This is a genomic window from Streptomyces chiangmaiensis, from assembly GCF_036281785.1.
Lineage (GTDB): Bacteria > Actinomycetota > Actinomycetes > Streptomycetales > Streptomycetaceae > Streptomyces > Streptomyces chiangmaiensis.
Genome location: NZ_JAYWVC010000012.1, coordinates 23,993 through 36,303 on the forward strand (window position 1 = coordinate 23,993; position 12,311 = coordinate 36,303).

General features: G+C 69.4%; 10 protein-coding genes. 8 read left to right on the plus strand and 2 right to left on the minus strand.

Translation table 11 applies throughout. The annotated features are described in order from the left end of the window. The first annotated feature begins 9 nt into the window (after positions 1 to 9). Entirely contained in the window at positions 10 to 480 is a 471-nt protein-coding gene (locus VXC91_RS06200) for a hypothetical protein (protein ID WP_329505697.1), read from the plus strand. A 356-nt stretch (positions 481 to 836) separates the two neighbouring features. Next, entirely contained in the window at positions 837 to 1,163 is a 327-nt protein-coding gene (locus VXC91_RS06205) for a hypothetical protein (protein WP_329505699.1), read from the plus strand. Between the two features lie 193 nt (positions 1,164 to 1,356). Here the strand turns inward: VXC91_RS06205 and VXC91_RS06210 are convergent, their stop codons facing one another. Further along, a complete protein-coding gene (locus tag VXC91_RS06210) occupies positions 1,357 to 2,058 on the minus strand; it encodes a hypothetical protein (protein WP_329505701.1) in 702 nt (233 codons plus the stop codon). 570 nt (positions 2,059 to 2,628) lie between these two features. Here VXC91_RS06210 and VXC91_RS06215 point away from each other — a divergent pair. The 6 genes from VXC91_RS06215 (at position 2,629) to VXC91_RS06240 (ending at position 11,083) form a co-directional block, all read left to right on the plus strand. Continuing rightward, positions 2,629 to 3,627: a TIGR01777 family oxidoreductase gene (locus tag VXC91_RS06215; protein ID WP_329505703.1), complete on the plus strand. Its 999-nt coding sequence runs from the start codon at positions 2,629 to 2,631 to the stop codon at positions 3,625 to 3,627. Positions 3,628 to 4,011: 384 nt separating this feature from the next. Continuing rightward, positions 4,012 to 5,187, plus strand: coding sequence for a cytochrome P450 (locus tag VXC91_RS06220; RefSeq protein ID WP_329505705.1), 1,176 nt, complete (start codon positions 4,012 to 4,014; stop codon positions 5,185 to 5,187). 448 nt (positions 5,188 to 5,635) lie between these two features. Beyond that, entirely contained in the window at positions 5,636 to 6,991 is a 1,356-nt protein-coding gene (locus VXC91_RS06225; protein ID WP_329505707.1) for an ABC transporter substrate-binding protein, read from the plus strand. A 13-nt stretch (positions 6,992 to 7,004) separates the two neighbouring features. Beyond that, the gene (locus tag VXC91_RS06230) at positions 7,005 to 7,958 is read left to right on the plus strand and encodes a carbohydrate ABC transporter permease (RefSeq protein ID WP_329505709.1); all 954 of its coding nucleotides are present in this window, start codon (positions 7,005 to 7,007) and stop codon (positions 7,956 to 7,958) included. Beyond that, the gene (locus tag VXC91_RS06235) at positions 7,955 to 8,827 is read left to right on the plus strand and encodes a carbohydrate ABC transporter permease (protein WP_329505711.1); all 873 of its coding nucleotides are present in this window, start codon (positions 7,955 to 7,957) and stop codon (positions 8,825 to 8,827) included. Before VXC91_RS06230 ends, VXC91_RS06235 begins: the two co-directional genes overlap by 4 nt. Beyond that, positions 8,828 to 11,083 (plus strand): glycosyl hydrolase family 65 protein, encoded by a 2,256-nt coding sequence (locus VXC91_RS06240; protein WP_329505713.1) that lies wholly within the window; start codon positions 8,828 to 8,830, stop codon positions 11,081 to 11,083. It begins immediately after the preceding gene. 27 nt (positions 11,084 to 11,110) lie between these two features. Here the strand turns inward: VXC91_RS06240 and VXC91_RS06245 are convergent, their stop codons facing one another. After that, positions 11,111 to 12,229 (minus strand): LacI family DNA-binding transcriptional regulator, encoded by a 1,119-nt coding sequence (locus VXC91_RS06245; protein WP_329505715.1) that lies wholly within the window; start codon positions 12,227 to 12,229, stop codon positions 11,111 to 11,113. Positions 12,230 to 12,311 lie beyond the last annotated feature (82 nt).

Below are 12,311 nucleotides of genomic sequence, written 5' to 3' on the forward strand. Positions count from 1 at the left end.
TGGTGCCGCATGGCAGCTGACGTGGAGGGGGACAGGGTGGGTGCTTCGGCCTGGGACTACTACGTGCCGTACCAGGAGGATCTTGGCGCCGCGCTGGAGGAGTTGCGGCACCGAGTGTTCCGCGCCGGCGATTATTTCTGGGTGCGCGGGGGCGACTGGCTTCCTGAGGAGGAGCGCCGCCCGCGACCGTTGTCGCTGGACGAGCTGTGGGCCGACGAGTGGACGCAGCACTCCGGCACCCACTCGATCCTCGATGTCTTCCACGTTCAGCGCGAAGGCGAGGAGCCCGAGGTCTGTGCGGTACAGCCGGTGACCGCCGAAGAGGCCCGGAGGGCCACCGGCACCGAACGGCTGACCCGCGAACACCTTCCGGCGATCCAAGACCTCGCTCGCGAGCGCTGGTACGGCCGTTGCGCGGTACTGCACGACGACCACGGGACGCCACGGGAGATCTACTTCTGGGGTTGGTCTGGAGACTGACTCATCCACCTGCTCTCAGGCGGGAGCGAGGTGGAGTGCGAGCACGGCCTTGATCAGGCGCATGGTGCGGCTCGTGCTGCCCAGCAATCTCCCGGCGGCAGGCGCTCAGTTGGCGAGCGAGGTAGCGCAGGCGCGTGTTGGACAGATCGATCACCGACGGGTAGACAAGCACGCGAGGCTCCTCATGGGCGTGACCCCGTCCACCAGGGCTCCCTGGTGAGCGCGACCAGGCCCAAGCGACCTGACCGGTCGGCAGAAGCACAGGGTGCCGGTCCCTTGGAGAAAGGATCCACGATGACGGCCGCGAGCAGCGCGATGCTCACCGTTGTCGGCCTCGCTGTCGGAAGGGGCGGTTCTTGAGCGCCCGCCGGTGGATCATCGCCACCTGGACGGGGCTGTGCCTGGCCGGCTTGGCCGCCACCTCCGCCCTCAACGGCGCGTCGTTCGCGGGCACGCTGGAATCTCCCACCGGGGAGCCGACACCGGCGGGCACGTACGTCGTCGACTGCCAGGAGATCGCCGACGACATCGAACAAGCCCGAGCCGAGGCGGAGCGTGAGCGGCAGCAAGCGCTCAACCCGTCCGCTGCCCCGGCACACCCGGGCAGAGCCACCGTGAAGGTAATGGCGGTACCGGAGGAGTGCGCGGACGAACTCGAAGACCGTGGCCTGAAGACACGCTGAGGATGACGCTTCCCACGACCGTGCGTCCTGGTGCCTCCCTCGCACACTACGGTGACTGGATCACGGAGCGAGTCAAAAGCCGCCCTCGTGACCGCGGCCACGCCGATCTGTTGGGTGAGTGCGGCGTGCGGTCGCGGCGAACACCGACGAAATCGGCCGAATCACCGGGTCCCGGCCTCCGGGTTCCGGCGGTCTATGCCGGGATCAGGACGGTAAGCCATTCCGCTTCCCGTGGTCGGTACCCGTGACGATCCCTCAGCCCCGTCACGATCGCCGGGACGTGGCCGGCTCCGTAGACGACGGCCACCCGGATCGGTTCCGCGCCCCGCTCCATGTGGATCTCGCCGAGCGCGTCGAGCAACCGCTGGTCGCGCCGGCCGGTCATGGCGTGCTCCACAGGACCGTCGGCCATCATCTCCGCCCGTAACGTCGACGGCAGATCCTCGACTTCCAGGTCCTCATCGAGGAAGGCGCGCGGCCCGCGCAGGGCGAACACCAGGCCCATCAGGGGAGCCGCGACCATGAGCGAGAGATACATCCACCGGGGCAGCGTCTTGAGGTCCGCGATCGCCTCCGCCGCGGTCACATCCGGGTTGATGACCGGCACACCCTCAGGGAGCAGCAACTCCTCGCGCTGCTCCTGCAGGCCGTTGCGCCGCCGGCGTGGGGTGAACCGATAAGCGAGCGTGAGGGCACTCACGCCGACCGACTTCCCGCGGATTCCCTCGATGACTATGAGGTCGCATTCCCTGAGTCTGAGGCGGACTTGGGAGTAGAACGTCGGCGAGGCCACATGCAGCATCGGGAAGATCACGAACTCGAGCGGCGTCCCTTTCCGCCTCATGGTGATCACAGCAGATCTCACGGCATAACCCGTCACCTCGATGATCTGCATGAGTCCCCCGTGTGCCTCGCCCGGCGTCCCTTCCGCCCGTATCAGGACACGAGCCCGTCCAGGGGCGCGGTTCCCTTCCGGCTCGAGGCGTGCCACCGGGCAGTGGGGTATCGGAGAGAAGAGGCACCACGGCCTCCGCGGCCGTGAGCTCACCACCGCGAAGCCCGGACACCCGGGCGGACGGGTCGGACGGGACCTCGTGGGCGTGCATGTGGATGATGGTGTCCGTGTCATGGCCAAGGTTTGCCAGCACCTTGTCGGTGTGCTCGCCGAGCGGCGGAGCACCCTTGATCTCGGGCTTGAACCTGGAGAACCTGATCGGGCCGCCGACCGTCAGGTACGTGTCGCACGGGCGTCGGTGCAGGCGGACCCAGCTGGCCCGGACGGCTTCGGGCGTCCAATCCCCTCATCCTGCGGGCTCGCCGCCGTGCCGCGGCGTAGGCGGTGGCCGCGGAACGAGTCCGAGGCAGGTGTGGGCCGTCGGGGCTGGCGGGCGTCGACCGCCGGCACCTGTTTGAACGTGTTCAAATCCAGGGGATAGGCTGATGCCACCGAAGTTGAGGGGGCTCGATGAAGGTAGTGCTGCCGGGGGGAACCGGACAGGTGGGCACGATCCTGGACCGTGCGCTGACGGAGGCGGGCCACGAGGTCGTGGTGCTGACCAGGTGCCCGGAGGGGGAGCGTGAGATCCGCTGGGACGGGGCCACGCTCGGCCCCTGGGCCGAGACGATCGACGGCTGCGATGTCGTGATCAACCTGGCCGGGCGCAGCGTCTCCTGCCGCTACACCGCTGAGAACCTGCAGGCCATGATGGACTCCCGGGTGGACTCGGCGCGAGTGGTCGGCGAGGCGATCGCCGCCGCCGCACGGCCACCGCGCGTCTGGCTGCAGATGAGTACCGCGACGATCTACGCCCATCGCTTCGATGCGGCGCACGACGAGGCGACGGGGGTGATCGGCGGCTCGGAGACCGGGGTGCCGGACTACTGGGCGTACAGCGTCGAGATCGCGAAGAACTGGGAGCAGGCGCAGGCCGAGGCGCGGACGCCGGCGACGCGGAAGGTGGCGTTGCGCTCGGCGATGGTCATGAGTCCGGATCGGGGCGGGGTTCTCGACGTACTGCTGTGGTTGGCGCGGCTGGGGCTGGGTGGGCCGGTTGCTGGCGGCGCGCAGTACGTCTCCTGGATCCACGACGAGGACTTCGTGCGTGCGGTGGAGTTCCTGATCGCCCGGGACGACCTCGAGGGGCCGGTGAACCTTGCCTCGCCCGGCCCCCTGCCGCACCGGACCTTCATGCGGGCGCTGCGCGCGGCCTGGGGCGTTCCCGTAGGGCTGCCGGCGACGCGATGGATGGCGGAGCTCGGGGCGTTCGCACTGCGCTCGGACACGGAGCTGTTGCTCAAGAGCCGCCGGGTGGTGCCGGGTCGGCTGCGCGCGGCCGGGTTCGACTTTGCGTATCCCGCATGGGACGGCGCTGCTGCCGACCTTGTTCGGCGGGTCCGGTCCCCTCGTGCGGATCAGGGGGCGGGTCGCAGGCGGGTGGGAACGGCGCCTCGGCCTCGGTCGTGATTCCTGACGGCGGCGACCTGCCGGCCACTGCGGCGACGGGCGAGCGGCCGCAGGCCGACGAGGTGTTCCCCACCTATGCGCTGAGCAGTTGGCACCCGCCGGCTGGGACCCGGAAAGCAAGCCGGGGCTCGGCAACGGCGCGACAACCGGCGCCCGGTCTTCGCCGACGGCCGCATGGAGTTGCGAACCGACCAGGCACCGACCGGCCGATGGTCCTTCCCGGCGCCGGGTGTCATGCCGGGACCGGTTCCCGCGGCGGTGCCGCCTGCGGCCGGCTGAGGACCGGGACAGGCGGCCGGTGCGGAGGGCCCGAGCAGCCTCGCCTTGACAGCGATTGTTAGCCTTGGCTGTGATCGCTTTCCCCACGCCCGGCCCGAATTCGTGATGGGCGCGGCCGACTTGTTCCCGCTGGGGGCCGCGACCACCCTTGCGGAACTCGCCGGCGATCCGTACCCACGACTGGCGTTGCTCCGCACGCACGAGCCCGTCTCCTGGCTGCCCGAGCTGGACGGCTGGCTGGTGACACGTCGTGACCTCGCGCTGAGCGTGATGCGGGACGCTGCGACCTTCACCGTCGACGATCCCCGCTTCTCCACCGCACAGGTCGTCGGGCCGAGCATGCTGTCTCTCGACGGTGACCAGCACACCCGCCACCGGGAGGCCTTCGCCGCTCCCTTCCGTCCCCGAGAAGTGCACAACGGCTTCGCCTCGTTCATCGAGCGGGAGACCGACCGGCTCATCACGGCACTGGAACCGGTGGGAGTCGGCGAACTACGACGTGCCTTCGCCGGCCCGCTCGCCGTCGCCGTCGTGACGCAGGCCCTCGGGCTGGTCGACACGCCCGCAGCCACGGTGCTTTCCTGGTACGACTCCATCGTGAGGTCGGTCTCCGACATCACCGCAGGACACGAGGCGGGCCCCGCCGGTATCGCCGCGTATCGGCACCTCCGGGCAGCCGTTGAAGCAACCGTCGCCGACCAGAGCCATTCTTCACTTCTCGTCTCCGCCGCCCGACGGCTGGCGCTGCCCGAGGTCGCGTCCAATGCCGCGGTCCTGATGTTCGGAGGCATCGAGACCACCGAGGGGATGATCACCAACGCCCTGCTGCAGTTGCTGCGGCACCCCGACCAACTCGCCCTGGTGCGGGCCGACTTGGCCCTGCTGGACGGAGCGATCGAGGAATCCTTGCGCCTCGAACCCGGCGCCGCGGTCGTGGACCGCTACGCCACCCGCGACACCGTCCTCGGCCCGGCCGCGATCCGCCGCGGTGACCTGGTGAGCGTCTCCCTGACGGGCGCCAACCGTGACCCGGCCGTCTTCCGCGACCCCGATCGCTTCGATGTCCGCCGGGAGAACGCGCGACTGCAACTGGCCTTCGCACACGGCGCGCACTACTGCCTTGCTGCGCACCTGGCCCGGCTGGAGACCCGCATCGCCCTCCAGCGGCTGCTCGAGCTCCTTCCCGCCCTGCGCCTCGACCCGGACCGGCCCACCACTGCGCACGGTCTGGTCTTCCGCAAGCCCTCCACCCTGCACGCGCTGTGGGACGGCGCTGCTTGATCGAATCGCCGTCCGGTGACGAGGCCTGCGGCGTCACGTCATGTGCCGGCAGCCGGAGTGGGAGAGGTGCGCGTCGTCGTCTCCCCGGCCGCTCGGTCACGAGGACGTTGTGGAGTTCGGCGTCGTCCGGTGCCGGCGGCCGACCGCCCGTGCCTGCCGCCCGATGAAGTGGGCGCGCTTCTGTGCGCGGCTTCACGGGTGAAGAAGCTGCATATGAACGATCAAATTTCAGCTGACGGCGGAAGCGGGCGTAACGGACCGGAAGGCCCTGAACGGGCGTTGACAGGTCAGTTGGAGTGGGCGGATTCCCTTCCAAGGGGTTGACGGGATGCTCTCGTCAGGCCATCTTGAACGATCAAATCGGAGTTTCGGTCGTCGACGAGCTGCCGCCAGGGAGCCGTCTTTTGGTGCGCTCAGCGACCTGCCGGTGAACAGCGAGGAGACCACGGTGAGTTCGTTGCGGATGGTGTTGGGCGTAGGGCAGATGCCCCCGGGCTCCGGGGGAGCGAGGCCGCGGCGGCGGGTCGCGGCGGCGATTGCGGCGATGGTGTGCGCGTCGCTGCTCGCCGGATGCGGCGACTCCGGCTCCGCCGATTCCAAGGGCGGCCCGAAGAAGTCGAACGACCGCGGCCCGATCACGCTCGCAACCGGCAAGGACACCACCGGCACCCTGCAAGGGCAGCTGGACCGGTGGAACAAGCAGCACCCCGGCGAGAAGGTCACCCTCGTCGAACTGCCGGAGAGCGCGGACCAACAGCGTCAGCAGTTCATCCAGAACGCCCAGACCAAGTCGGACGCCTACACCGTGCTCAACCTCGACCCCATCTGGGTCGCCGAGTTCGCGGCCAACCAGTGGATCGACGAGCTGCCCGCCAAGGAGTTCCCGCTCGACAAGATGATCCCCGCCGTCGTGAAGACCGGTAACTACTTCGGCAAGCAGTACGCGATACCGTTCAACACCAACGCCGGACTGCTCTTCTACCGCAAGGACCTGCTCGACAAGATCGAGGCGAAGCCGCCCACCACCTGGGCCGAGATGAAGCAGGCCTGCGCGAAGGTCCACCAGCTGCCCGAGGGCAAGGGCATCGGTTGCTACGCAGGCCAGTTCGACAAGTACGAGGGACTCACCGTCAACTTCTCCGAGGCCGTGGCCTCCGCGGGCGGCAGCGTCGTCGACGCCAAGGGCAAGGCGACGGTCGACACCGACGCCGCCAAGAAGGGCCTGCAGTTCCTCGTCGACGGCTTCAAGGACGGAACCATCCCCAAGCAGGCCGCCACCTACCAGGAAGAGGACGGCCGGCGCGCCTTCCAGGCAGGCAAACTGCTCTTCCACCGCCAGTGGCCGTACCAGTGGACGCTGGCCAACGCCAAGGACGGCTCCAGCAAGGTGGCCGGGAAGTTCGGTGTCGCCCCGCTGCCCGGGCTCGCCGGACCCGGCAGCTCGAGCCTCGGCGGACTCGACCTCGCCATCAGCAAGTTCGCCAAGAACAAGGCGACCGCGCTGGACTTCATCAAGTTCTTCTCCAACGAGGAGAACGCCCGCACCAACCTGAAGGTCACCTCGTCGGCCCCGCCGTACACCGACCTCTACGACGACCCGGCGCTGCGCCAGCAGTTCCCGTACCTGGACACACTGAAGCAGTCACTGGCCACGGCGACGCCCAGGCCGGTTGTGGTGCACTACGGCGACGCCACGACTGCCATCCAGGAGAGCGCCTCGGCCGCGCTGACCGGCTCGAAGTCCGTCGACGACGCCCTCGCCGACATGCAGAAGAACCTCTCCGCGGCGATCGCCGAGAAGTAGGCGGGTCCCGCTCGTGTCCGTCATAGCCCCGACGCCGGGGCGCACCGCCCCGGCGTCCCGGCCCCAGCGCACCTCGCGCAGGGCCGGGACGGGCCGCCTGGCTGCGGCCCTGCTCTCGCCGACGTTGCTGGTCCTCGCCCTGGTCATCGGCTACCCGGTGGTGGCCGCGGTGCGGCTGTCGTTCCAGGTGTCCACCGAGGGTCTCGATCCCAGCACGGGTTTCGTGACCACCACCAGTCAATACGGAACCGGCAACTACGCCAACGTCTTCACCGATGACCGGCTGCTGCGCCCCTGGTGGAACACGACGTCGTTCGCCCTGGCCTCAGTCGCGCTCGAAGTCCTCATCGGTGTGTCCATGGCCCTGGTGATGCACCGTGCCTTCCGCGGCCGCGCACTCGTCCGCGCAGCCGTCCTCGTGCCCTGGGCCATTCCCACCGCCATCTCGGGCATGCTCTGGAAGTGGATCTTCAACAGCCAGGGAGTGGCCAACGACATCCTCGGCACCCAAATCCTGTGGAGCAGCGAGGGGTTCCACGCCTGGCTGTCCGTGGTCATCGCCGACACATGGAAGACCGCGCCCTTCATCGGCCTGCTCGTACTCGCCGGCCTGCAGATCATCCCCGGCGAACTGTACGAGGCCGCCCGCGTCGACGGCGCCTCGTCGTGGCGTGTCTTCTGGCGGATCACCCTGCCCCTGGTCCGGCCGGCCCTCGTGGTCGCCGTTCTGTTCCGCCTCCTGGATGTGCTGCGCATGTTCGACCTGCCGTACGTCCTGGTGGGGCCGCACAAGCACTCGGTCGAGACGTTGTCGATGGTCGCCTTCAACGAGATGTCCAATCTGCGCTTCGGCTCGGCCGCCGCCTACGCGGCCGTCCTGTTCGCCTATATCGCCGTCGTCGCCCTCGCCTTCGTCAAGTTGTTCGGTGCCGATCTGCTCGGCCGGGGCACCAGGAGTGAGCCATGAGCACGCTGTCTCCCACACGTCTTTCCCGGAGCCGGGCGACCGGGAGCAGGCGGGGCGCGGTCTGGGCGCGGCGACTAGGCATCGCCGCCGTCGTCGCATACTGCGTCGCACCGTTCTACTGGATGCTGGTCTCCAGCCTGCGCAGGCCGGCCGACCAGTTCTCCAACGCGCCGCTGCCCGCGCCGGTCTCCTTCGACAACTACGCGGGGGCCTTCGACCCGCACAACGGATTCGGCCGGGCCCTTGTCAACAGCCTCGTCGTCGCCGGGGTCACCACCGCGGTTACGCTGGTCGTCGGTATCTTCGCCGGATACGCCCTCGCCCGGCTGCAGTTCCGCGGCAAGACGCTGATCCTGACGCTGATCATCGCAGCGTCGATGTTCCCCCCGATCATCCTGGTGGTTCCCCTGCTGCGGCTCTTCACGGACGCCGGTTGGATCAACACCTATCAGGCGATGATCGTCCCGAGCATGAGCTTCTCCCTGCCGCTGGCCGTGTGGAACCTCACCGCGTTCTTCCGCCAGATGCCCGCCGAGCTGGAGAAGGCCGCTCAGGTCGACGGCTGCACACCGGCGCAGGCGTTTCGCAAGGTCGTGCTCCCGCTCGCCGCGCCGGGCGTCTTCACCACGGCCATCCTCGTCTTCATCAGCGCCTGGAACGAATTCCTCATCGCCGTCAGCGTGGTGAACGACCGTCACATGATGACGGCCAACGTGATCGTGTCCCTTTTCACCGGACAGTACAAGTACGACCAGCCGTTCGGCACACAGATGGCCGCGGGGGTCGTGGTCACCCTGCCACTCGTCGTGGCGGTGCTGTTCTTCCAGCGGCGGATCGTGGACGGCCTGACGGCAGGAGGGCTGAAGTAGTTGACTGCCCCGAACAGCGGCGGGCCCGGCCCGGCCGACGACGCATGGGTGCTGGCCACCGACGATCCTGCTGCGCTCGTCGGCTACCACCCCGCCTTCACCGGCAACGGCCGTTTCGCCGCACGTGTCCCGGCGGCCGGCAACGGCTTCGCCGACACTCCCGTTCGCACCCAGTTCCATGTGGCCGGCCTCTACACGGGCCGGGACGGATCCTGGTCCCGGAAGGCGTCCCTGCCCGCGTGGTCCACGCTCGATGTGAGTGACGGCAGCGGTTCGTTCAATGCCGCGTTCACCGGCCCTCCCGGCGCGCCCGAGAGCGCACCCGACGAGGGAGAACTGCTGATCGGCGGCGACTGGGCCCCCGTGACCAGCCCGCGCGCCGGGACGGCACGCGGCGTCGAGCGGTACCGGCAGTGCCTCGACCTGCACACGGGGGCGATCACCACCGAGGCCCGCTGGACCTCTCCGGCGGGCCGGGTCACCGATGTGCGCTACGAAGTGTTCACCGACCGGTCCAGGCCGTACGTGGCCGTCGTGAGCGTGACGGTCACGCCGCACTGGGAGGGCGAACTCGTCGTCACCGACGCGCTGGACGAGCGTGCCGCGTTGCGCATCCGGACCGTGGAGCGGGGCGTGGATCCCGGGCAGATCTGGGCACTCGTGGAAGCCGAAGGCAGCGGTGTCACGGCCGCGCTCGTCTCCGTCCTGCACGGGCCGGACAGCCTGCGCGGACCCGGCCACGACACGCCCGTCCCGGCGCCGGACGGCACAGCGGCACACACCATCCCCGTCCGTACCTCCCCGGGACGCCCCCTGACGTTCACCAAGTACGTGTCCGTGGTCACCTCCCACACCGCGGACGACCCACTGAGTGCAGCCCGGGCCCAGGCCGAGGAGGCCGCCCGCGAGGGACGCGAGCGGCTGGCCGAGGACAACCGGCGCGCCTGGCAACGCGAATGGGAGGGCGACATCGTCGTACGCGGCGACGCGCTGCTGCAACGCCGGGTGCGGGCCTCGAAGTTCTACCTCCTCACCAGCGTGCACGAGGACTCGCCCTGGTCGCCGTCGCCTTCCGGGCTGTCCAGTGACGGCTACAACGGCCACGTCTTCTGGGACACCGAGACCTGGATCTGGCCCGGGCTGCTCCCCCAGCATCCGCACATCGCGCGCAGCGTTCTCGACTATCGGGTCGCGCGGTTGGACGCGGCTCGCGACGCCGCGGCGACGGGGGGCCACCGTGGCGCCCGCTTCCCCTGGGAGAGCGGACTCACCGGGGAGGAGGACACTCCCGAGTGGGCGCCCTTCGGGCGCCTGGAACAGCACGTCAGCGCCGATGTGGCCCTGGCCTTCTGGCAGTACTGGCTCGCCACCGGTGACGAGCACTGGCTTCGTACCGAAGGGCTGCCCGTGCTCGGCGCGGTCGCGGACTTCTGGGCGAGCCGTGTCACCACCGATGCCGAGGGGCGCTGCCACATCAACGCTGTGATCCCTCCGGACGAGTACGCGGTGGGACCGCACGACGACTCCGTCTACACCAACGTGGCCGCCCGGGAGTCCCTGCGGTTCGCTGCCCGGGCGGCCGAGGCCGTCGGCCAGAGTGCCGACCCGCAGTGGGCCGAGGTCGCGAACCGCATCGTCGTGCCGCTCGACGAAGTGCACGGCATCCACCCGGAGTTCGCCGGGTACAAGGGCCAATTGATCAAGCAGGCGGACGTGGTGATGCTCGCGTACCCGTGGGAGAACCCGCAGTCGGCCGAGGCCACGCGTGCCGACCTGGAGTACTACGCACCCCGTACGCACGAGGACGGGCCGTCGATGACGGATTCGGTCCACTCCATCGTCCATGCCGAACTCGGGGACGCCAAGGCGGCTTTCGAATACACCCGGCGCAGTGTCGAACCGTTCGTCAGACCGCCCTTCGAGCAGTTCGCCGAGGCCCGCTCCGGGGGTGCCTTCACCTTCCTCACCGGCCACGGTGGCTTCCTGCAGGAGTTCCTGTACGGCTACTCGGGGCTGCGCTGGCGTGCCGACCGGATCGTTCTCGCGCCGATCCTGCCCACCGAGTTGGACGGCGTCGCCCTGCAGCGACTGCGCTGGCGGGGCCGTGTCTTCGACGTGGACATCCGGCACGACGGCACGACGGTGCGGCTGCACACGGGCGGAGCGCTTCCGGTCGAAACGGCGGGCACGCTGCGGCACGTACCGGCCGGGGGAGAGGTCACGATCGCCACGCGGACGTCCACGCCGTACCGCTGAGGATATGTCGCCCTGGGCTTTGGGCCGCTAGGCTCGCAGAGGCTGTGCGGTGGCGTCTGGCGGTGGCGAGCTCAGCAGCGGCGCGGAGCTTGTGCGTACAACCAACTCGGGTGTCAGGAGCCGATGCAGAGGCTCCGCGGGCGGTTCACCGTCCGCTCCTGAGGTCCGGTCGGTCAGCCGCAGCATCTCCGCCATGACGAGCCGACCCACCTCCTCGATCGGCTGACGGACGCTCGACAGACCCAGCGCCGTGGCCGCCGGAGAGTCGTCGAAGCCCACCACGGCGATGTCCCGACCGGGGATCAGCCCGTGATCGCGTACCGCTTGGAGCGCTCCCACCGCGAGGGTGTCGGTCGCCACGACGACGGCGGTCGGCGGGCCGGGCCGGTCCAGGAGTTCGGTCATCAGCCGGGTACCGCTCGACGTCGTGTCCTCGCCGCGCACGTCGAGTCGGTGGCTCTCCGCGAGCAGACCGTGTCGGTCCATGGCCGTCAGCCAGCCTCGCGCCCGTGCGTCGCCGACGCTGGACCCCTCGAGCCAGCCCAGGAAGCCGATGCGCCGGTGGCCTGCGGCGACCAGATGGTCGATGGCCGAGGCCGTTCCCGCCGCGTTGTCGACGTCGGCCCAGCTGTACTGCTCCGTGCTGACCGCCGTACGCCCGAAAGCCGTGAACGGCACACCGGACGCCGTGAGCCTCCCCACCCGGGGGTCGTCCGGCGTGATGTCGTACAGCACCACGCCGCTCACGGCGCCCGCGCGCCACAGGGCCGTGCACCGCTCGGTCTCCGCGGCGACGTCCTCGGCGGTGAAGAGCAGCACATGGTGGTCGCACTCCTGTCCTGCCTCGGCGAGCGCATGCAGGAACCGGTCCTGGATGGCGGCCACCGTCTCCGCGTGCACGGGCAGAATGCGACAGCCGATCAAGCGGGGTGAACTCGCCCGCAGTGAACGCGCCATGTGGTTGGGGTGGTAGCCGAGGTCGGCAATGACCCGGGTGACCCGCTCCCGTGTCTCGGCGCGCACGCGGTCCGGTGCGTTGAGCACGTTGGAGACCGTCTGGCGAGACACGCCTGCCGCCTCGGCGACGTCCGAAATCGTCACGGACCGCGCAAACGACGGGCGTGCGTCGCGGAAACCGGCTGTCACGTTCTCTCCCTAGCCCACGCTGGAAACCTCATTTTTATCGTTCATACGGAAGCTGTCGAGGCCGCACGGGGTGCCCACGGCC

What these genes read in the sequence shown, in the direction of transcription:
- VXC91_RS06215 (WP_329505703.1), top strand. Translation starts at nt 2,629, where the DNA reads ATGAAGGTAGTGCTGCCGGGGGGAACCGGACAGGTGGGCACGATCCTG.
- VXC91_RS06220 (WP_329505705.1), top strand. Translation starts at nt 4,012, where the DNA reads ATGGGCGCGGCCGACTTGTTCCCGCTGGGGGCCGCGACCACCCTTGCG.
- VXC91_RS06200 (WP_329505697.1), top strand. Translation starts at nt 10, where the DNA reads ATGGCAGCTGACGTGGAGGGGGACAGGGTGGGTGCTTCGGCCTGGGAC.
- VXC91_RS06210 (WP_329505701.1), bottom strand. Translation starts at nt 2,058, where the DNA reads ATGCAGATCATCGAGGTGACGGGTTATGCCGTGAGATCTGCTGTGATC.
- VXC91_RS06235 (WP_329505711.1), top strand. Translation starts at nt 7,955, where the DNA reads ATGAGCACGCTGTCTCCCACACGTCTTTCCCGGAGCCGGGCGACCGGG.